This is a genomic window from Acidovorax sp. KKS102 (genome assembly GCF_000302535.1).
Classification (GTDB): Bacteria; Pseudomonadota; Gammaproteobacteria; order Burkholderiales; family Burkholderiaceae_C; genus Acidovorax.
Map to the genome: position 1 here is coordinate 1,010,596 of NC_018708.1, position 20,558 is coordinate 1,031,153.

General features: G+C 64.2%; 21 protein-coding genes. 8 read left to right on the forward strand and 13 right to left on the reverse strand.

Annotated elements, in window-relative coordinates:
* The first annotated feature begins 218 nt into the window (after positions 1-218).
* The 4 genes from rplU to proB all read left to right on the forward strand — a co-directional run bounded on the left by rplU (position 219) and on the right by proB (position 3,276).
* Positions 219-530 (forward strand): 50S ribosomal protein L21, encoded by a 312-nt coding sequence (rplU, locus tag C380_RS04555; RefSeq protein WP_015012718.1) that lies wholly within the window; start codon positions 219-221, stop codon positions 528-530.
* Between the two features lie 15 nt (positions 531-545).
* Positions 546-803, forward strand: a complete 258-nt coding sequence (gene rpmA / locus C380_RS04560) for a 50S ribosomal protein L27 (protein WP_005794180.1) — start codon at positions 546-548, stop codon at positions 801-803.
* A gap of 170 nt (positions 804-973) precedes the next feature.
* Complete coding sequence (gene cgtA / locus C380_RS04565) at positions 974-2,044, forward strand: Obg family GTPase CgtA (RefSeq protein WP_015012719.1); 1,071 nt, start codon at positions 974-976, stop codon at positions 2,042-2,044.
* An 89-nt stretch (positions 2,045-2,133) separates the two neighbouring features.
* Positions 2,134-3,276 carry a glutamate 5-kinase gene (gene proB, locus C380_RS04570; RefSeq protein ID WP_015012720.1) on the forward strand — a complete coding sequence of 381 codons (1,143 nt, stop codon included), beginning with the start codon at positions 2,134-2,136 and terminating at the stop codon, positions 3,274-3,276.
* A 116-nt stretch (positions 3,277-3,392) separates the two neighbouring features.
* Here proB and C380_RS04575 read toward each other — a convergent pair whose 3' ends face one another.
* Positions 3,393-4,070, reverse strand: a complete 678-nt coding sequence (locus tag C380_RS04575; protein ID WP_015012721.1) for an RNA pyrophosphohydrolase — start codon at positions 4,068-4,070, stop codon at positions 3,393-3,395.
* 92 nt (positions 4,071-4,162) lie between these two features.
* On the opposite strand from C380_RS04575, the gene C380_RS04580 reads away from it, so the two are divergent.
* Both C380_RS04580 and C380_RS04585 read left to right on the forward strand, forming a co-directional pair.
* Positions 4,163-5,905 carry a proline--tRNA ligase gene (locus C380_RS04580; protein WP_015012722.1) on the forward strand — a complete coding sequence of 581 codons (1,743 nt, stop codon included), beginning with the start codon at positions 4,163-4,165 and terminating at the stop codon, positions 5,903-5,905.
* Positions 5,902-6,609 carry a lytic transglycosylase domain-containing protein gene (locus tag C380_RS04585; RefSeq protein ID WP_015012723.1) on the forward strand — a complete coding sequence of 236 codons (708 nt, stop codon included), beginning with the start codon at positions 5,902-5,904 and terminating at the stop codon, positions 6,607-6,609. The genes C380_RS04580 and C380_RS04585 overlap by 4 nt, the downstream gene beginning before the upstream one ends.
* A gap of 36 nt (positions 6,610-6,645) precedes the next feature.
* On the opposite strand, the gene C380_RS04590 is transcribed toward C380_RS04585, so the two are convergent.
* From C380_RS04590 to hemA, 6 genes are all read right to left on the reverse strand, one after another.
* Positions 6,646-7,989 (reverse strand): hemolysin family protein, encoded by a 1,344-nt coding sequence (locus C380_RS04590; protein WP_015012724.1) that lies wholly within the window; start codon positions 7,987-7,989, stop codon positions 6,646-6,648.
* Positions 7,990-8,155: 166 nt separating this feature from the next.
* Positions 8,156-9,163, reverse strand: coding sequence for an AAA family ATPase (locus C380_RS04595; protein ID WP_015012725.1), 1,008 nt, complete (start codon positions 9,161-9,163; stop codon positions 8,156-8,158).
* Positions 9,164-9,319: 156 nt separating this feature from the next.
* Complete coding sequence (grxD, locus tag C380_RS04600) at positions 9,320-9,643, reverse strand: Grx4 family monothiol glutaredoxin (RefSeq protein ID WP_015012726.1); 324 nt, start codon at positions 9,641-9,643, stop codon at positions 9,320-9,322.
* A gap of 62 nt (positions 9,644-9,705) precedes the next feature.
* Positions 9,706-10,566 (reverse strand): peptide chain release factor N(5)-glutamine methyltransferase, encoded by an 861-nt coding sequence (prmC, locus tag C380_RS04605; protein ID WP_015012727.1) that lies wholly within the window; start codon positions 10,564-10,566, stop codon positions 9,706-9,708.
* Positions 10,567-10,638: 72 nt separating this feature from the next.
* A complete protein-coding gene (gene prfA / locus C380_RS04610) occupies positions 10,639-11,727 on the reverse strand; it encodes a peptide chain release factor 1 (RefSeq protein WP_015012728.1) in 1,089 nt (362 codons plus the stop codon).
* Between the two features lie 113 nt (positions 11,728-11,840).
* A complete protein-coding gene (gene hemA, locus C380_RS04615; protein WP_015012729.1) occupies positions 11,841-13,160 on the reverse strand; it encodes a glutamyl-tRNA reductase in 1,320 nt (439 codons plus the stop codon).
* Positions 13,161-13,232: 72 nt separating this feature from the next.
* On the opposite strand from hemA, the gene C380_RS04620 reads away from it, so the two are divergent.
* Positions 13,233-13,511 (forward strand): hypothetical protein, encoded by a 279-nt coding sequence (locus C380_RS04620; protein WP_015012730.1) that lies wholly within the window; start codon positions 13,233-13,235, stop codon positions 13,509-13,511.
* A 172-nt stretch (positions 13,512-13,683) separates the two neighbouring features.
* Positions 13,684-14,652: a tripartite tricarboxylate transporter substrate binding protein gene (locus C380_RS04625; protein ID WP_015012731.1), complete on the forward strand. Its 969-nt coding sequence runs from the start codon at positions 13,684-13,686 to the stop codon at positions 14,650-14,652.
* Positions 14,653-14,767: 115 nt separating this feature from the next.
* On the opposite strand, the gene ugpQ is transcribed toward C380_RS04625, so the two are convergent.
* The 6 genes from ugpQ to ugpB all read right to left on the reverse strand — a co-directional run bounded on the left by ugpQ (position 14,768) and on the right by ugpB (position 20,285).
* Complete coding sequence (gene ugpQ, locus C380_RS04630) at positions 14,768-15,529, reverse strand: glycerophosphodiester phosphodiesterase (RefSeq protein WP_015012732.1); 762 nt, start codon at positions 15,527-15,529, stop codon at positions 14,768-14,770.
* The gene (locus C380_RS04635; RefSeq protein WP_238544070.1) at positions 15,526-15,939 is read right to left on the reverse strand and encodes a VOC family protein; all 414 of its coding nucleotides are present in this window, start codon (positions 15,937-15,939) and stop codon (positions 15,526-15,528) included. Before C380_RS04635 ends, ugpQ begins: the two co-directional genes overlap by 4 nt.
* Entirely contained in the window at positions 15,899-16,909 is a 1,011-nt protein-coding gene (locus C380_RS04640) for a sn-glycerol-3-phosphate import ATP-binding protein UgpC (protein ID WP_015012734.1), read from the reverse strand. The genes C380_RS04635 and C380_RS04640 overlap by 41 nt, the downstream gene beginning before the upstream one ends.
* A 61-nt stretch (positions 16,910-16,970) precedes the next feature.
* Positions 16,971-17,822, reverse strand: coding sequence for a sn-glycerol-3-phosphate ABC transporter permease UgpE (ugpE, locus tag C380_RS04645; RefSeq protein WP_015012735.1), 852 nt, complete (start codon positions 17,820-17,822; stop codon positions 16,971-16,973).
* A 147-nt stretch (positions 17,823-17,969) separates the two neighbouring features.
* Positions 17,970-18,851: a sn-glycerol-3-phosphate ABC transporter permease UgpA gene (gene ugpA / locus C380_RS04650; protein ID WP_015012736.1), complete on the reverse strand. Its 882-nt coding sequence runs from the start codon at positions 18,849-18,851 to the stop codon at positions 17,970-17,972.
* Positions 18,852-18,971: 120 nt separating this feature from the next.
* Complete coding sequence (gene ugpB, locus C380_RS04655) at positions 18,972-20,285, reverse strand: sn-glycerol-3-phosphate ABC transporter substrate-binding protein UgpB (RefSeq protein WP_015012737.1); 1,314 nt, start codon at positions 20,283-20,285, stop codon at positions 18,972-18,974.
* Positions 20,286-20,558 lie beyond the last annotated feature (273 nt).

The window sequence follows — 20,558 nt, forward strand, 5'->3', positions numbered from 1 at the left end:
GCGAGGGGGGAAGCTGCGGGGGCGGTATGGTCAGTCAAGATGATGGTCACAGAAAGTGCCGGAATTATAGGAAGGTGCGCCGCGCCGACCGTAAGCCCATCGGCATTTGATGCCCCCATGCCGAGTGCTGCGATAAGGTCTGGTCAAACGTCTGGAGACGCGCTATACTGGCGGGCTCTGCGGAAATTCGTCTGCAGAACTCAAATCAAGAGGTCAACATGTACGCGGTCATAAAAACCGGCGGCAAGCAGTATCGCGTTGCTTCCGGCGAAAAAATTAAAGTAGAACAGATTGCTGCGGACGTAGGCCAGGAAATTGTGATCGACCAAGTTCTGGCAGTCGGCAACGGCGCTGAGCTGAAGGTTGGTACACCCCTGGTGTCCGGCGCAACCGTGAAAGCCATTGTCGTGGCCCACGGCAAGCACGACAAAGTGCACATCTTCAAGATGCGCCGTCGCAAGCACTATCAAAAACGCCAAGGCCATCGCCAGCAGTTCACTGAGCTGCAAATCGGTGCGATTGCTGCTTAATCGAAGGAGCTAGTCATGGCACAGAAAAAAGGCGGCGGCTCTACGCGAAACGGGCGCGACTCCAAGCCAAAGATGCTGGGTGTCAAGGCGTTCGGTGGTGAATTGATCAGCGCAGGTTCGATCATCGTGCGCCAGCGTGGCACGCGCTTCCACCCCGGCACCAATGTCGGCGTGGGCAAGGATCACACGCTGTTTGCCCTGGTGGACGGTCACGTGTCGTTTGGTACCAAGGGTGCATTGTCCAAGTCCACGGTCAATGTGACACCCGCCTGAGGATTTTTCCTCTGGCACCCATCGAAGCCCCGCTTTGTCGGGGCTTTGTTGTTTGGTCTGTACGCGTTACTGATGTGTTGTTGGTGTGTGGTGGCTGGAGTACGCGTCGCCATTCCGCCACAATGGATTGCCAGCGGATGCTGCGGCCCCTTTTGTAAACTGGATACCCCATGAAGTTCGTCGATGAAGCCTTTATTGACATTGCCGCTGGTGATGGTGGCAATGGCTGCGTGTCGTTCCGGCACGAAAAATACAAGGAGTTCGGCGGCCCCAATGGTGGTGACGGGGGGCGCGGCGGGCATGTGTTCGCCGTGGCTGACCCCAATCTGAATACCTTGGTGGACTATCGCTATTCGCGCCGCCATGAGGCCAAACGCGGTGAGCATGGCATGGGCTCCGACATGTTCGGTGCTGCAGGTGCCGACATTACGCTCAAGATGCCGGTTGGTACCATCATCAGCGATGCCGAGACGGGTGAGGTGTTGTACGAGCTGCTGACGCCGGGCGAGGTCATCACCATTGCCAAGGGCGGAGACGGCGGCTTTGGCAACTTGCGTTTCAAGAGCGCCATCAACCGCGCTCCGCGCCAAAAAACGCCCGGCTGGCCGGGAGAGAAAAAGAACCTCAAGCTGGAATTGAAGGTGCTGGCCGATGTGGGCCTGCTGGGCATGCCCAACGCGGGCAAGTCCACCTTCATCACGGCGGTGTCCAACGCGCGGCCGAAGATTGCGGACTACCCGTTCACCACATTGCACCCCAATCTGGGCGTTGTGCGGGTGGGACCTGAGCAGAGTTTTGTGGTGGCTGACATTCCCGGTCTGATCGAGGGCGCATCCGAAGGTGCGGGCTTGGGGCACCAGTTCCTGCGTCATCTGCAGCGCACGCGCTTGTTGCTGCATATCGTTGACGTGGCGCCATTTGACGATGCAGTCGATCCGGTGGTCCAGGCCAAAGCCATCGTGAACGAGCTCAAGAAATACGACCAGCAGCTCTACAACAAGCCGCGCTGGCTGGTGTTGAACAAGCTGGACATGGTGCCCGCCGAGGAGCGCGAAGCGCGCGTGAAGGACTTTGTGAAGCGCTTCAAATGGAAGGGGCCGGTGTTTGAGATCTCGGCCCTCACCCGCGAGGGCTGCGACCCGCTGATCCACGCCATCTTCCGCCACGTGCAGTCCGAGCAGCGCACGGAGAACGAGCCGGTGGAGGTGGATCCTCGTTTTGCGGGTGACGCGCCGGGCTGACACCTTGAGGTCCAGAGCAAAGATTTGCTATATTTTTAATAGCTACTCGGGCATGAAGCAGTAGCGCTATCGGCATCAAAGACATCAAAATGGTTTCCAGCGTATTGAGAGATGCCCGCCGCATCGTGGTGAAGGTGGGCTCCAGCCTTGTGACCAATGAAGGGCGTGGACTGGATGAAACTGCCATCGGCGAGTGGAGTCGCCAACTGGCCGCTCTGGTACGCGGCGACGGGGGCGCCCCGCGCGAGGTGGTGATGGTGTCCAGTGGCGCCATTGCAGAAGGCATGAAGCGTCTGGGTTGGACCACGCGACCTCAGGAGGTCCACGAGTTGCAGGCGGCTGCAGCGGTGGGGCAGATGGGGCTGGCGCAGATGTACGAAACCAAGCTGCGCGAGCAGGGCATGGGCAGCGCGCAGGTGCTGCTCACCCATGCCGACCTGGCCGACCGCGAGCGCTATCTCAATGCACGTTCCACCTTGCTCACGCTGTTGCGTTTGGGTGTGGTGCCGGTGATCAACGAAAACGACACGGTGGTCAATGACGAGATCAAGTTTGGCGACAACGACACGCTAGGTGCGCTGGTGGCCAACCTCGTGGAGGCCGACGCCCTGATCATCCTCACGGACCAGAAGGGGCTGTACACCGCTGACCCGCGCTGTGATCCATCCGCGCAATTTGTGCACGAGGCCAAGGCAGGTGATCTGGCGCTGGAAGCTATGGCGGGCGGCGCCGGCTCCAGCATTGGCAAGGGCGGCATGATCACCAAGATCCTGGCGGCCAAGCGTGCGGCGGGCTCCGGCGCATCGACCGTGATCGCCTGGGGGCGCGAGCCCGATGTGCTGGTTCGTCTCGTGAATGGCGAGGCATTGGGCACCCTCCTGGTCGCCCAAACGCAGAAAAAGCAGGCCCGCAAGCAGTGGATGGCCGACCATCTGCAGCTGCGCGGCTCCGTGGTGGTGGACGCGGGGGCGGCCGCCAAGGTGCGCGACGAGGGCAAAAGTTTGCTGCCCATCGGCATGACGGCGGTGGAGGGCGACTTCTCGCGTGGCGATGTGATTGCCGTGCGCGACGGGTCAGGAGCCGAGATTGCACGTGGCTTGGCCAACTATGCGGCTGCCGAAGCGCGCCTGCTGTGCCGCAAGCCGTCAACGGAGTTTGAGAAACTGCTCGGTTACATGGCGGAGCCGGAGATGGTCCACCGCGACAATCTCGTGCTGGCGCAGGGTGCCTAGAGGCTGACGGCGCGCATCGAACAGCCCGTGCTCTTGCCGGTTCTGGGCTGAGGGCAATCCACCCACCAAAACAAAACGCCTGCATTTGCAGGCGTTTTGCATGGAGCGCTCCTGGGTCAGCGCGGTGTATCTGATACCGATGGCATACCGTCGAGCTCTCCTGGCATGCTGTTTTGCGGATCGGGGTCGAAGCTGGCGCCTGGCGGGAGCTCCATTCCCGGGTTGACGAGCATGGAGCCTGTGCGAAACATGTTCGCAGCGCCGGTGTGTTCTCCCTCTCTGGTGCGCAAGCCACTGCGCAAATAACGGTTGCGCTGTTCGTGGCGCGGAAGATACCGGGCCAGCTCGGTCAGTGCCATCTCGTAAACGCCACGTTTGAACTCGACCACTACATCCAGCGGAACCCAGTAGTCGTTCCACCGCCAAGCGTCAAACTCCGGGTGGTTGGTGGCGCGCAGGTTCAGGTCCCAGTCGTGCCCCATCAATTGCAGCAGGTACCAGATCTGCTTCTGGCCCTTGTAGTGGCCGCGTGCATCACGGCGGATGTACCGGTCAGGCACCTCATAGCGCAACCAGTCCCGGGTGCGGGCCACCACGCGAACGTGGTTGGGCAATAATCCCACCTCCTCATGCAGCTCGCGGAACATGGCCTGCTCGGGGGTCTCGCCCCGGTCAATGCCACCCTGCGGGAACTGCCAGCTGTGGGTGCGTATGCGCTTGCCCCAAAACACCTGGTTTTTCTGGTTGAGCAGGATGATGCCGACGTTCGGCCGAAAGCCGTCCCGGTCAAGCATAATCAAACCCCAAATTTTTAAACTGTGTCCATTATGCACGGCGCCTAGCGCGCAGCAAGTGGACGGCCCCGTTCCGCCTGAAATCGATCCCGATGAAAGCCTCCCAATTCTTTATCTCCACCCTCAAGGAAGCCCCGGCCGACGCAGAAGTGGTCAGCCACAAACTCATGACGCGGGCCGGGCTGATCAAGAAGCTGGGCGCGGGTATCTATAACTACATGCCCATGGGCCTGCGCGTGATCCGCAAGGTGGAAGCCATTGTGCGCGAAGAAATGAACCGCGCGGGCGCCGTGGAGCTGACCATGCCGGTGGTGCAGCCCGCCGAGCTCTGGCAGGAAACGGGCCGCTTTGAGAAAATGGGTCCTGAGCTGCTGCGCATCCAGGACCGCCATGGCCGCGACTTTGTGGTGCAGCCGACGAGCGAAGAAGTGATCACTGACATCGCACGCCAGGAGCTCAAGAGCTACAAGCAGCTGCCGAAGAACTTCTACCAGATCCAGACCAAGTTCCGCGACGAGCGCCGCCCCCGTTTTGGTCTCATGCGCGGCCGCGAGTTCATCATGAAGGATGCCTACAGCTTCGACCGCGACCAGGCGGCCGCCAAGGCCAGCTACCAGGTGATGGCGCAGGCCTACCGGCGGATCTTTGACCGCTTCGGCCTGACCTACCGTGCCGTGGCCGCTGACAGCGGCGCCATCGGGGGCGATTTGTCGGAAGAATTCCAGGTGATTGCCGCTACGGGGGAAGACGCCATCGTCTACTGCCCGCAGAGCGACTACGCCGCCAACATGGAAAAGGCCGAAGCGCTGGCTCCCGCCGGACCACGCGGCGCTGCCACGCAGGCGCTGACCAAGACGGCGACCCCGGGCAAGAGCACCTGCGCCGATGTGGCGGAACTGCTGGGTGTTCCGCTCAACACCACCGTGAAGTCGCTGGTGCTGGCTACAGACGAAACCAACGAAGCCGGTGAGATCGTCAAGACCCAGGTCTGGCTGCTGCTGCTGCGTGGCGACCATGACATGAACGAGATCAAGGTGGGCAAGGTGCCCGGACTGGCGGGCTTCCGTTTTGCGACGCTGGGCGAAATCGAGGACCACTTTGGCTGCAAGCCGGGCTACCTGGGCCCCATTGGCCTGAAGAAGCCCTTGAAGATCGTGGTGGACCGCGAAGTTGCTGTGATGGCCGACTGGATCTGTGGCGCCAACGAAGTGGACTTTCACGTCACCGGCGTCAACTGGGGTCGTGACCTGCCCGAGCCCGACATGGTGGCCGATCTGCGCAACGTGGTGGCGGGCGACCGCTCCCCGGACGGCAAGGGCGAGCTGGCGATCGAGCGCGGCATCGAAGTGGGCCACGTGTTCTACCTGGGCACCAAGTACAGCAAGGGCATGAACGCCACCTTCCTGGGCGACGACGGTAAGCCGGCCTTCTTCGAGATGGGCTGCTACGGCATCGGCGTGACGCGCCTGCCCGCCGCCGCCATCGAGCAAAACCACGATGAGCGCGGCATCATCTGGCCGGACGCCATTGCGCCGTTCACCGTGGTGGTCTGCCCCGTGGGCATGGACCGCAGCGAGGCCGTCAAGGCCACGGCCGAGCAGCTGTATGCCGACCTGCTGGCCGCAGGCGTGGACGTGATCCTGGACGACCGTGGCGAGCGTCCCGGCGCCATGTTTGCCGACTGGGAACTGATCGGCGTGCCCCACCGCGTGACCATCGGCGACAAGAGCCTGAAGGAAGGTGTGGTCGAGTACCAGCACCGCCGTGACACCGCAGCCACCAAGGTGGCCGTGGCCGACATCCTGGCCCACGTGAAGGGCCGCATGGCCGTATGAGCAAGAGCGGCGCCCCCTTGAACGCTCCGTGGGTTGCTGCCGCTGGCGGCCCCGGGGGGCTGTCGCGCCGCGGCTGCCTGGTGTCGCTGGCGTCACTGGCAGCGCCCGCTGCCTGGCTGGGTGCTCCGCAGGTGGCGCACGCCGGCGGGCAGCTGGAGGAGCCCCTGATGGATTCGGTGCGTACCGCACTGAGTTCGGCCATTGCCAACCAGGCACCGCCTGAGCCGGAGTTTTTCACCACCGAAGCGCGCCTGCACTACCTGCGGTGGCTGGGCACGCAGAGCGATCGGTTGCGCCCGCGCAAGCCGGACCTGGAGGTACGCCGCGACTTCCTGCAGACGGTCTGGTACGAATCCAAGCGCGCGGGGCTGGATGTCTCCCTGGTCCTGGGGCTGATCCAGGTGGAAAGCGGATTCCGCAAGTTTGCGGTGTCCAGCGTCGGAGCGCGGGGTTACATGCAGGTCATGCCGTTCTGGACGCGCGTGATTGGCGATGGCGACCCGGGCAAGCTGTTTCACATGCAGACCAACCTGCGTTTTGGCTGCGTCATCCTGCGGCATTACATTGACCGGGAGCAGGGCGATCTGTTCATGGCCCTGGGCCGCTACAACGGCAGCCGGGGCCGGTCGCCCTACCCGGATGCCGTGTTTGCAGCCCAGCGCAAGTGGCTGTTTGCCGACCGGCCGCAGTCGCCCGCCGCTTAAATTAGTGGACGGGGTATGACACCGGCCGGGCCCCGGTCACTGCGCGGTGGTTGCTGTGGGGGCTGACGGGTTCGCCGCAGTGCCGCCAGAGGCCCCGCCCAGCCGGGACACCATGACCTGGTCGATGCGGTAGCTGTCCACGTCCAGCACCTCAAACTTGTAGCCGCCCCAGCTCACGCTGTCGGTGCGGCGCGGAACGCGGCGCAGCATCACCATCAGAAAGCCCGCCAGGGTTTCGTATTCGCCGGTGTGCGGCAACTCGTCCAGCGACAGTGCGTGCAGCACATCCTCAATGGGCGTCACACCGTCGATGAGCCAGGAGTTTTCGTCCCGCCGCACGATCTGCTCCTCATCCACCGGGCCCACCAGGTCACCCATCACGGTGCTCATCACGTCGTTCAGCGTGACCACGCCCACCACCAGGCTGTATTCGTTCACGATGACCGCAAAGTCCTCGTGCACTTGGCGGAACTGCTCCAGCACTTCCGACAAGGTGAGCCGGTCGGGCACGATCAGCACCTTGCGCACCAAGCTGTCGTCGGCCAGTGAAATCGGCTGGTTGTTCAGCACGCGCTGAAACAGGTCCTTGGCATCCACATAGCCGACCACATGGTCGATGTCGCCCTCGCAGACCGGGTAGGTCGAAAACGGCTCGGCCGCAATGCGCAGGCGGATCACCGAGTCGGGCTCGTCGCGCAGGAAGAACGCCACCCGGTCGCGCGGCGACATGGCGCTGGACACAGTGCGCGTGTCCAGCTCAAACACGTTGGTGATGACCTGTTGCTCGCGCGCTGCCAGCACCCCGGCGCGGGCACCGGCCTCCATCATGGCAAGGATGTCGTCGGATGTGATGCGGTCGTCCCGCAGTGACGACAAGCCCAACAGGCGGAACAGTGCATCCGCCCCCCGGCTGTAGAACCATACCAGCGGCCGCAGCAGCGTCATGCACCAGGCCATGGGCTGTGCCAGCCGCACCACCAGCCGTTCGGGCTCGGCCATGCCCAGGCGTTTGGGGAACAGGTCGGCAAACAGGATGAACAGCGAGGTGATGATGAGGAAAGACGCAAGGAACCCCGCCCGCTCGGCCGAGGGGCCTGACATCCACAGCGCAAACAGTTCGCTGAAATGCGGGCTCAATGCCCCTTCGCCCACGATACCGCCCAGGATGGCCACGGCGTTTTGACCTACCTGCACCACCGTGAAGTAATCGCCCGGCTGCTCTTGCATGCGCAGCACCCGGTCCGCGCGCGCGTCGCCTTCGTCGGCCATCTGGCGCAGACGCAGGCGGCGAGCGGCCGCGAGCGAAATCTCGGCCATGGAGAAAAAGGCGCTGGCTGCAATCAGCAGCCCGATCACGAAGAGGCTTTGGGACAGGGTCATGGGACGGGGGTGGAGCCGGTGCACGGTGTGTGTGCCACGGGCCACCAAGTGTATCTGCGCACCTTGTGCGCCGGCCTGCTGATGCTGCCTGGGGGGGGCAACCCCGCGCCAGACCTTTGCTTGGCTTGACGGGGGAGGCGGCGCTAGCAGGCGACGAACGCGCTACTTACTGCACAAACCCTATGCGACTGCGCCCCGTGGCCGCCTTGGGCAGATCGGTGATCTCCACGGTAGACCGGCGGTCCAGCCGCGCGTTGCCAAATCCGGTCATCAGCGCCCGCCGCATCTCGCGCGGGGGCATCTGGGCCAGGTGGTCCAGCACGTCGTCCAGCGGTTCGGGGTCGATCAGGCGGCCCCAGTCATGCCCCGCGCGGATGCCCTGGTACAGGTTGCGGGCGATGGTGCGGGCCTGATCCAGCGTGGGCGCCTCCACCTCGAACACGTTCATGCGGTTCAGGATGGGGTCGGGGATGCCGCGCGTGTCGTTGGCTGTGGTGATCCAGATCACCTGGCTCGCGTCAATGGCCACCTCGGCAAACTCGTCGGTAAAGCTCTGGGCGGTGTCGTACTCCAGCAAGCTGTACAGCGCACCCAGCGGGTCGTACTGCGCATCGCTGCTGGCCTTGTCGATCTCGTCCACCACGATGACCGGGTTGGCGTATTCGCCCTCCACAAGCGCTTCAAACACCTTGCCGGGCCGCGCGCCCTTCCATTGTGCGGACGAGCCCGACAGCAGCCAGCCAGCGGTCATGGAACTCATCGGCAGCAGGTTCATGCCCGTGCCCAGCAGCTCGGCCAGGTGGCGTGCAAAGTGCGTCTTGCCGATGCCGGGCGGGCCTAGCAGCAGCATGGGCGTGACTTCCAGGCCGTCGCTGCTGTCCTGTGCCAGCGCCACGTGGCGCTTCACATCGTCCAGCACTTCGGTGAAGTTGGGCAGCTGCTCGTACAGGCTGGCCATGTCGGGTACGCCCGAGGGCTTGACCTGAAAACGCTCCGGGCCACGCTCCAGCATGCGTTCGTACACGGTGCGCAGGGTTTCGTATTCGCGCTGGTTGCCCGACTCTTGCAACCGGGCCAGCTTGCGTTCCACATCACCCGGATGGAACACGTTGCGCATCTGGGCCACCGGCAGGCGCAGGGCGGGGGACTGGGGAACAAGGCTATGGCTGGTCATTGCATGCTCCTGTGAGGATTACGTCACGCAATCATTCAAGCACACAACATGCCCGCTGCTCCATCGGAAAAGCCCCTGATTGGTGCCTCTGTTGCGGGCAAACAAAAAGGCCGCCCGAAGGCGGCCTGATGGCGGGTTGCGCAACGGCTGCGTCGATCAGCCCTCGGTGCCCAGCACCTGCTTGAGTTCGCCCGACTCATACATCTCCATCATGATGTCCGAGCCGCCGATGAACTCGCCCTTCACGTACAGCTGGGGGATCGTCGGCCAGTTGCTGTATTCCTTGATGCCCTGGCGGATTTCGTCGTCTTCCAGCACGTTGACGGTGACCACGCTCTTGGGGTCCACGCCGCAGGCCTTCAGGATCTGGATCGCGCGGCCGGAGAAGCCGCACATGGGGAAGCTGGCGCTGCCCTTCATGAACAGCAGGATATCGCTGGATTTGACGAGGGCGTCGATGCGTTGTTGGGTGTCGCTCATGGGGAAAACTCCTGGTAAAGGGGCTGGCGGGCAGAGGGGCTAGGAGCCCGCGATGGGGTGGATTATTTCACTGTCTGTGCCGCAGGCCACTGCCCGCCTGTGCAACGCGCAATGCCAGCGAGGTCATTGCGGCTTTGCACCTGGGCAAAGCCGTGGGTGGCTAGCAGCGCCTGCACGGCCTGGGCCTGGTCGTAGCCATGCTCCAGCAGCAGCCAGCCGCCGGGGCGCAGGTGGGTGGGCGCCTGGGCCACGATGGTGCGGATGTCTTCCAGGCCGTCTGCGCCGCTGGCCAGGGCTTGCAGCGGCTCGTGCGTCAGCGCGGCCAGGTGTGGGTCGGCGCTGGGGATGTAGGGGGGGTTGGAGACGATGGCGTCAAACAGGCCCTCTCCCTCCACCCCAGCCAGCCAGTTCGCTGGCTGAAACCGTACGGGCAAGCCCAGCCGCTCCGCGTTGGCCCGCGCCACGGTCAGGGCATCGGCGCTAGCATCCACCGCCAGCACCTGGGCGTCGGTGCGCTGGCTTTGCAGCGCCAGGGCAATGGCACCGCTGCCGGTGCCCAGGTCCACCACGCGGGGCGATGCCAGCGGGGCGATCACCTCCAGCGCCCAGTCCACCAGGGTTTCGGTGTCGGGGCGCGGGTCCAGCACGCGCGCGTCCACCTGCAGCGGCAGGCCGTAGAACTCCTTGCGGCCGGTGAGGTAGGCCACCGGCTCGCCCGCCAAACGGCGCTGGCACAGGGCGATGAACTGGGCGTGCACGGTGTCGTCCATGGCTTCGGTGTCGTGCGCCAGCAGCCAGGCTCGGCCTGCGTCAGGGCGACCCACAGCGTGCAGCAGCAGCAGTTGCGCGTCGATACGCGCCAGGCCCAGGGTGTGGGCCTGCGCCAAAGCCTGGGCGAGGGTGGGAGAGGTGGTGTGGTTCACTATTGTTTTGATAGCTGTTCAGGCATATGAATCTAGCGCTAGCAGCCAATTTGTCTCAAATTCTGGCCCGGCTCACCCGGTGGCGCCCATCTCTAGCTCTTCCAGCTGCTCGGCCTCGCGGGCATGCTGCAGGGCCTGCAGCACATCGCCCAGGTCGCCTTCCATCACGGCCAGCAGCTTGTACAGCGTGAGGTTGATGCGGTGGTCGGTCAGGCGCCCCTGCGGGAAGTTGTAGGTGCGGATGCGGTCGCTGCGGTCGCCGCTGCCGATCAGGCCCTTGCGCAGCGCGGCTTCTTTGGCGGCGCGTTCGCTGCGCTCTTTCTCCTGGATGCGGGCCTGCAGCACCTGCAGCGCCTTCGCCTTGTTGCTGTGCTGGCTGCGGCCGTCCTGGCATTCGGCCACGATGCCGGTGGGCAAGTGCACCACGCGCACGGCGGAGTCGGTCTTGTTGATGTGCTGACCTCCCGCGCCGCTGGCGCGGAAGGTGTCGATGCGCAGGTCGGCCGGATTCAGGGTGATGGCTTGGTGCTCGTCGGGCTCGGGCATCACGGCCACGGTGCAGGCGCTGGTGTGGATGCGGCCTTGCGTTTCGGTGGCGGGCACGCGCTGCACGCGGTGGCCGCCGGATTCGAACTTGAGCGCGCCGTACACATGGTCTCCCTCCACGCGCAGCACGATTTCCTTGTAGCCGCCCAGCTCGCTTTCGTTGGCGCTCATGATCTCCACCTTCCAGCCCTGGGTGGCGGCATAGCGGGTGTACATGCGGGTCAGGTCGGCGGCGAACAGGGCGGATTCATCGCCGCCCGTGCCCGCGCGGATTTCGACGAAGGCATTGCGCGCATCGTCGGGGTCCTTGGGCAGCAGCAGGCGCTGGAGTTCATCCTCCAGCTGCACCAGCTCGGCCTCGGCGCTGGTGATTTCTTCCTGTGCCATCTCGGCCATGTCGGGGTCGGCCAGCATCTCGCGCGCGCCCGCGAGGTCGGCCTCGCGCTGCTGGTAGCGGGCGTAGCGGCCTGCGACCTGCGTGACTTCGGCATGTTCGACGGAGATGCGCCGGTACTGCGCCATGTCGCTCATGATGTCTTCGCGCGAGAGCAGAAAGTCGAGTTCGCCCAGGCGTTGTGCGTAGCGCTCCAGCTGGCTTCGGAGAAAGGGTTTCATGGAATTCTGGGAAAAGGATTTGCTACAGATTTGGTAGCTGGTAGCGCAGATAGATCATGCGCTTGGGGCCGATTTGACTCAAATCGGAACGGCTGTGGAGCGGGCGAGCGCCGCTACAGGCCGTTGTTGTGGGGGGGCTTGCTTTGCGAGCGCAGGAACAGGCGCGAGACGGTCTGGGCCGTCTGGGCGCGCATCTCGGCATCGCCCGCGCGCAGCTCGGCCAGGGTGCCGTGCAGCATCTTTTGCGTGAGGCCGCGCGAGAGGGCTTCGAGCACGGCGTCCACGTCCTCGCCCTTGGCCAGCAGCTTCTTGGCGCGGGCGATTTCCAGCGCGCGCCATTCGTCCGTCTGGGCGTTGAGCTGCTGGATCAGCGGCACCACGCCGCCCTCGGCAGCCGCGGGGCTGCGCAACTCCATCCAGTGCATGAAGCTCTGCACACCGGCATCGATGATGGCCTCGGCCTGCGCCACGGCGGCCTGACGGTTGGCCTGCGCGGTCTGCACTACGGTGGCCAGGTCGTCCACGGTGTAGAGATACACATCGCCCAGGGCTTTCACCTCGGGCTCGATGTCGCGCGGCACAGCCAAGTCCACCATGAAGATGGGGCGGTGGCGGCGCTTCTTCAAAGCGCGCTCCACAGCGCCCAGGCCGATGATGGGCAGGCTGCTGGCGGTGCAACTGATGACGGCGTCGAATTCGTGCAGACGCTCGGGCAGGTCGGCCAGGCGCATCACCTCACCGCCAAAGCGGGTGGCGAGCTTTTCGCCGCGCTCCAGCGTGCGGTTGGCAATGGCGATGGCCTTGGGGTTCTTGGCCGCGAAGTGCGTGGCGCACAGCTCGATCATCTCGCCCGCGCCCACAAACAGCACACGGATCTTGGAGAGGTCTTCAAACAGCTGGCTGGCCAGCCGCACGGCGGCGGCTGCCATGCTGATGCTGTGTGCGCCGATCTCGGTGCTGGTGCGCACCTCCTTGGCCACGGCAAAGCTGCGCTGGAACAGCTGGTTGAGCGTAGTGCCCAGGGCGCCAGCTGTCTCCGCAGCGCGCACCGCGTCTTTCATCTGGCCCAGGATCTGGGCCTCGCCCAGCACCATGGAATCGAGCCCGCTGGCCACGCGGAAGGCGTGGCGTGCGACAAGGCTGTCTTCGAGGGTGTAGGAGTGCGAGCGCAGCAGCGCGGGGCTCACGCCACCGCTCTGGGCCAGCCAGCCCAGTGTGTGGTCCATGGCCGGCGCCTCGGCGGCGCAGTAAATCTCGGTGCGGTTGCAGGTGGAAATGATGGCGGTTTCCACCCCCGGGTGCCGGGTGTTGCTGCCCAGCGACTGGCGCAAACCGTGCAATGTGGGCGCAATCTGGTCGAGCGCAAACGCAAACCGACCACGCAGATCGAGCGGCGCGGTGGTGTGGTTGATGCCGAGGGCCCAGACTGCCATAAGCTGCAATTATAAAATTGTTGGCCCGAACAGGCGGCCTTGCTTGTTCAAGCCTTGATTTGGGTCAATTCCATGGGTCCGCTGGACATCGCCAACCACCTCCTCAACTTTGTTGCACCCGCTGCCGCCATGGCGTTGGTGTTGGTGCTTTCGGGCCGTCTGGTGGGCTCGCGCAGTGCCTCTGCGATGTCGGTGTGGCTGCGTGGGGTGATTCTGTTTGCCGTGGGGGTGGCGGTGCTTGCCGCAGGGCTGGTGCTGTGGGGGCGCGACGGCAAGATGCTCACCTATGCCGCGCTGGTCGTGGCCTGCGCCACCTGCCAGTGGGTGCTGGTGCGGGGCTGGAAGACCTGAAGCTTTCAGCAAGCCGTCACATGTTTTGAGGGTTTGCGAGAGGTGCTCTGGAGCGTTGCCGCGCCCCGGTGTCTGATAGCCTCTTTGCATCTTCCCGCGCGGCCGCCATGGCCCGCGTCGACGGAAGCGGCAAGCATCCCTCACACCCACAACCAAAGCTGGAGACACCCCCATGAAGCTGCTGCGTACCTGCATCACCCTGGCCGCAGGCCTGACCTTGGCTGCCGCCGTGCATGCGCAGGCGTTTCCGTCCAAGCCCGTTCGTATCGTGGTGGGTTTCCCCGCCGGCGGGCCGCTGGACCAGCATGCGCGCCTGCTGTCCGACAAGCTGCAGACCGTGCTGGGCCAACCCGTGGTGATGGATTACAAGGCCGGTGCCGGTGGCACCGTGGGCGCGCAGGAGGTCATGAGAGCGCCCCCGGACGGCCACACCATCATGCTGGCCAACACGGGGGTGATGGTCATCAACCCCGCGCTGTACAGCCGCCTGCCCTACGCGACCCTGAAGGACTTTGTGCCCGTGGCGCGCACGGCCATGCAGCCGCTGGCCCTGCTGGTCAACCCCAGCGTGCCCGCCAAGAACCTGCAGGAGTTCATGGCCTATGCCAAGTCGCGGCCCGGCCAGGTCAACTTTGGCTCGGCGGGCAATGGCGGCATCAGCCACCTGGTGCCCGAGATGTTCAAGACGGCCACGGGCCTGTTCATGGTGCACATCCCCTACCGGGGCAGCGCCCCCGCGTTCACCGACCTCATGGGCGGGCAGGTGCAGTTCATGGCCGAGAGCATTCCGCAGGCTGCGTCGTACCACAAGCAAGGCAAGGTGCGCGCCCTGGCCGTGACCAGCAAGGAGCGCAACCCCGCGCTGCCCGAGGTGCCCACGGTGATCGAGAGCGGCATCAAGGGCTTTGAGGTGGTGGGCTTCTACGGCTTTCTGGCGCCCGCAGGCACCCCCAAGGACGTGGTCAACAAGCTCAGTGACGCCTTTGGCCAGGTGCTGCAGATGCCCGACGTGCGCAACCGCATGGTGAGCCAGGGCGCAGACCCGGCGTTTCTGGGCGCGGACGACTTTGCCAAGTTCCTGGCTGCCGAGATGCCGCGCTGGGCGGATGCCGTCAAGAAGTCCGGCGCAAAGATGGATTGACCCCCTGAGGCGCTACGCGCCTTCCCCCTGAAGGGGGACGCCACCAGTGGCCCGGTGAGGCCGGCCCACGGTGGCCGCTGGATTGGGATGGGGGGTGTTTTGGTGAAGTGGTGCCCTATGGCTTGGCAGGCGAGAAAAAATCCACCCGGTCGGTGATGATGCCGTCAGTCCCCAGCGCGATGAGGCGCTGCGCTGCCCAGTCGTCATTCACCGTGTAGCTCAGCGTACGCATGCCCAGGCCGTGCACTTGGGCCACCAGGGCCTGGTCCCACAGCGCGTGGTTGCACACGATGGCCACGCAGCCAAGCGCCTGGGCCTTGTCCAAACACCCGTCCCACAGCGCGTCGATGAGCAGCGCGCGGGGCAGTTGGGGGGCGGTGGCCATGGCACCGGCCAGTGCCTCGGGCTTGAATGACGAGAACAGGGGCGGCACAGCCTGGCCTTGCCACAGCCGCGCGGCGTATTCACCCACCACGCGGCCAGTCACTTCTTCCTGCCCCGGCGTGGGCTTGATCTCGATGTTCAGCAAAAAACCGTTGGCGATGCAGTAGCGCGCCAGGTTCTCCAGGGTGGGCAGGGGCTCGCCCGCGTGGCTGCGAGAGTGCCAGCCGCCGGCGTCCAACTGGGCGAGCTCGGCCCAGGGCAGATCACCGCCGGTGCCGTGGCCGTTGGTCGTGCGCTCCAGCGTGGCGTCGTGCATCAGAAAAGGCACGCCATCGCTGCTCAGCTTGGCGTCGCACTCGAACATGCGGTAGCCGTACTGGGCGCCCAGCCGGAACGCGGCCAGGGTGTTTTCAGGGGCCAGCTTGCCTGCGCCACGGTGGGCGATCCAGCGGGGGTAGGGCCAGGGGGCGAGGGGGGAAGAGGGTGCGCTCATGCAGGTTCACCAAATTTCAGCAGATTGCCGTGGGGGTCGATGACGAACATCTCCTTCATGCCCCAGGGCTGGACGGTAGGGGGCGCCAGTTGCAGGCCCCGTGCCGTGAAATCCGCGTGCAGCAAGTCAGTGTCTGCACGCACGTAGCACGAGGTGTTTTCTGCAATGTAGCGCTCGGTGCAGTGCCAGAAGTGCAGTTCGCACCCGTCGCGCTGCAGGATCAGGTAGTTGTCCATCTCCAGCAGCGCGGTGAAGCCCAGCCGTTCGACGTAGAACTGCCGGGTTTCCGCCAGGTGCAGCGAGGCCAGCACCGGCACGGTGGCCAGAATGCCTTGCGCGGTGCGGACGGCTTCACCCGGCTGCACAGGCTCAGCCGGGAATGCGTTTGCCCGTGGTGGCATCGAACGCATGCAGGCGGTCCGGGCGCGGCAGCACATGGATCACCGCGTCGGGCTGCGGCGCGTGGGTACCTTCTTCCACGCGCACGATGATCTGCTCGCCGTTGAGGCGGCCGTAGATCAGGCGCTCGGCGCCCAGCAGTTCCACGGTTTCGACCGTGACGGCCCAGCCCTCGCTGCCCACGTCCAGATGCTCGGGGCGGATTCCCAGGATGGTGCCCGGCTTGGCGCCCGGGGCGTTCTTGAGCAGGTTCATGGGGGGCGAGCCGATGAAGCTGGCCACGAAGGTGGAGGCGGGCGTGTGGTAGACCTCTTCGGGCGTGCCGAACTGTTCCATGTTGCCCGCGTTCATCACGATCATGCGCTGGGCCAGCGTCATGGCCTCGACCTGGTCGTGCGTCACGAACAGGCTGGTGATGCCCAGCTCGCGGTGCAGCTTCTGGATCTCCAGGCGGGTCTGGGCGCGCAGCTTGGCGTCCAGATTGGACAAGGGCTCGTCAAACAGGAACACCTGGGGCTGGCGCACGATGGCGCGGCCCATGGCCACGCGCTGGCGCTGGCCGCCGGACAGTTCCCGCGGCTTGCGCTCTAGCAGGTGCGAAAGTTCGAGGATCTTGGCGGCCTTGTCCACGCGGCGCTGGATTTCTTCCTTGGGCACCTTGGCGATCTTCAGGCCGTAGGCCATGTTCTCGTAGTTCGTCATGTGCGGGTACAGCGCGTAGTTCTGGAACACCATGGCAATGTCGCGCTGGGCGGGTTCCAGGTCGTTGACCACGCGGTCCCCGATGCGCAGTTCGCCGCCGGAGATTTCTTCCAGGCCCGCCACCATGCGCAGCAGGGTGGACTTGCCGCAGCCCGAGGGGCCGACGATGACGACGAACTCGCCGTCCTTGATCTCGGCGTTCACGCCGTGGATGACCTGGTTGGCCTTGGGGCCCACGCCGTAGCGCTTGACGATGTTGCGAAGAGAGAGGGATGCCATATATGCAATGAATTTGATAGCTACAGGGGCTTATTGAACAAGCGCTTGCAGGGGTTTTGTCTTATTTTTCGGTATCCACCAAGCCTTTGACGAACCAGCGCTGCATCACCACCACCACAAAGGCGGGTGGCAGCATGGCCAGCAGGGCTGTGGCCATCACGATGTTCCACTCGTTGCCCGCGTCGCCGCCGGCCAGCATGCGCTTGATGCCGATCACCACGGGGTACATGTCCTCGGAGGTGGTCACCAGCAGGGGCCAGAGGTACTGGTTCCAGCCGTAGATGAACTGGATCACGAACAACGCGGCAATCGAGGTGCGCGACAGCGGCACCAGGATGTCCTTGAAGAAGCGCATGGGGCCGGCGCCGTCCACCCGCGCGGCCTCCACCAGCTCATCGGGCACCGTCAGGAAGAACTGCCGGAACAGGAAGGTGGCAGTGGCTGACGCGATCAGCGGCACCGTGAGGCCCGCGTAGGTGTTGAGCATGCCCAGGTTGGACACCACCTGGTAGGTGGGCCCGATGCGCACTTCCACCGGCAGCATCAGCGTGATGAAGATCAGCCAGAAGCAGATGCCCTTGAAGGGAAAGCGGAAGTACACGATGGCAAACGCCGACAGCAGCGAGATGGCGATCTTGCCCAGGGTAATGACGATGGCGGTGATGAAACTCACCCACATCATGCGGGCCACAGGGGCGCTGGAGCCGGGGCCTGAGCCGCCGCCAAACAGCGCATCGTGGTAGGTCTGCCAGAAGTTGCTGCCGGGCACCATGGGCATGGGCACCTGCACGATGTCCTGCGCCGTGTGCGTGGAGGCCACGAAGGCCAAGTACAGCGGAAAGCCGACGATGATCACGCCCAGCACCATGATGAGGTGCGAGAACGCGGTGAGATAAGGACTACGTTCAACCATTGGAATCTTTCAGGATCGAAGCATGGCCCGCTGCGCCCGCAAAGGGCACGACGCAGGCGAAGGCTGCCGAGCAAGGGCCGCCCCGCAGTGAGGGCGGCGTCCCCCTGGAGGGGGAAGGCGCGAAGCGACTCAGGGGGTGCTTCATATTCAGTACTGCACTTTCTTCTCGACGTAGCGGAATTGGATGACCGTCAGCACCACGACGATGGCCATCAGCACCACCGACTGCGCGGCCGAACCGCCCATGTCCATGGCCTTGAAACCATCGTGGTAGACCTTGTAGACCAGGATGGAGGTGTCGCGCCCGGGGCCGCCTTGCGTGGTGGAGTCCACGATGGCAAAGGTGTCGAAGAACGCATACACGACGTTGATCACCAGCAGGAAGAACGTCGTGGGCGAAAGCAGCGGGAACTGGATGCTCCAGAACCGGCGCCAGGGGCCGGCGCCGTCGATGGCGGCAGCTTCGATCAGCGACTTGGGGATGGACTGCAGGCCTGCGAGGAAAAACAGGAAGTTGTAGGAGATCTGCTTCCACACCGCAGCAATCACGATCAGCGTCATCGCATGGTCGGAGTTGAGCATGTGGTTCCAGTCAAAGCCCGACTGGCGCAGCATGTACGCCACCACACCCAGCGAGGGGGAGAACATGAACATCCACAGCACGCCCGCCACCGCAGGGGCCACGGCGTAGGGCAGCAGCAGGGCGGTCTTGTAGACGATGGCGCCCTTGATGATGCGGTCGGCAAAGATCGCGAGGATCAGCGACAGGCCAATGCCCACCACTGCCACCAGGATCGAGAAGAAGGCCGTGGTCTTGAAGGATGCCAGGTAGCCAGGGTCCTCGAACAGGGCCTTGAAGTTGTCCAGCCCCACCCATTCGGTGGACATGCCGAAGCTGTCCTGCATCTGGAACGACTGCACCAGGGCTTGGCCTGCGGGCCAGAAGAAGAACACGCTGATGATGACCAGCTGCGGCGCCAGAAGCACCCAGGGCAGCCATGCAGAGCGGAAAAGTACGCGTTTTTCCATGACGAAACTCTCCAAAAGAAAACCCCGCCGCCCCGTGAACCATGCTGGTTGACGGGGCGGCGGGCTTTCGGTGTCACCCTGCTGTGGGGCAGGGCGGCACCGACAGATGGTGGACCGTACTTACTTGTTGGCGCGTGCGAAGCGGGCCAGTTGTTCGTTGCCACGGGTCACAGCGGTGTCCAGGGCTTCCTTGGGCGATTTCTTGCCCGACCAGATCTGTTCGGTTTCCTCGTCGATGATCGTGCGGATCTGCACGAAGTTGCCCAGGCGGATGCCGCGCGACTTGTCGGTGGCCTTGCGGATCATCTGCGTCACGGCCACATCGGTGCCGGGGTTCTTGTCATAGAAACCGGAGGCTTCGGTGAGCTTGTACGCGCCCATGGTCACAGGCAGGTAGCCCGTGCGCTGGTGGCTGGCGGCCTGCACCTTGGTGTCGTTCAGGAAGTTCAGGAAGCTGGCCACGCCCTTGTATTCCTCAGGCTTCTTGCCGGCCATCACCCACAGGCTGGCACCACCGATGGCGGTGTTTTGGGGGGCACCCTTCACGTCAGGGTAGTAGGGCAGCGTGGAGATGCCGTAGGCAAACTTCGCTTCCTTGGCCACGCGGGCGTACAGGCCCGACGAGCCAGTGATCATGGCGCATTCACCGGAGGGGAAGGATGCATCGGCGGTGTTGTTGCGGCCCTTGTAGACGAAGCTGCCTTCCTTGGAGGCCTTGGCCAGGTTCTCGAAGTGGCGAATATGCAGGGGGGTGTTGATCTGCAGCTGGGCGTCGTTGCCATCAAAGCCGTTGTTCTTCGATGCGAACAGGGTGTTGTGCCACAGCGAGAAGCTCTCCAGCTGCGTCCAGCTCACCCAGCTGGTGGTGAACGGGCAGCTGTGGCCGCTGGCCTTCAGCTTGGAGGCAGCAGCGAACACTTCGGGCCAGGTCTTGGGCGGCTTGTCGGCGTCCAGGCCGGCCTTCTTGAAGGCGTCCTTGTTGTAATAGAAGATGGTGGTGGAGCTGTTGAGCGGGTAGCTCAGCATCTGGCCGTTGGGGGCGGTGTAGTAGCCGGCCACTGCGGACACGTATTCGGTGGGCTCAAACTTGAAGCCTGCGTCGTTCAGCACCTTGGCCGCAGGCACGATGGCGCCCTTGCTGGCCATCATGGTGGCGGTGCCCACTTCGAACACCTGCAGGATGTGGGGGGCATTGCCGGCGCGGAACGCGGCGATGGCACCGGTCATCGATTCGTCATACTGGCCCTTGTACGTGGGAACCACTTTGTACTGGGTCTGGCTGGCGTTGTATTGCTTGGCCAAGTCATTGACCCAGTCGCCCAGCGCTGCACTCATCGAGTGCCACCATTGGATCTCAATGGGAGCCTGCGCTTGTGCAGGCACGCAGACCGACATGGCAACAGCAGCACAGACCGCCAGAAGCTTCGTTTTCATGAATATTTCCTCCGAGGATGACGAAAAGCACAAGGGCCGGATGCTATGCAGCCTTTGTGACATTGATATGTCGTTGTCGCATGACCTCGCGGCATGCATCAACCGGGGAAACCCCTTGGGTTGCCCGTGAGGGGTGCGATTGTGACCTTTTTGTGACAAGGTGTGGCGCATTTGCCGAGGCTTGCAAGGTTTTGTGCAATGCACCATGCTGGTGACTGTTCACCTGCGTGGGCACCCTCGGTTCGTTCGCGCCGCCGCGCGCCGGACGTTTCC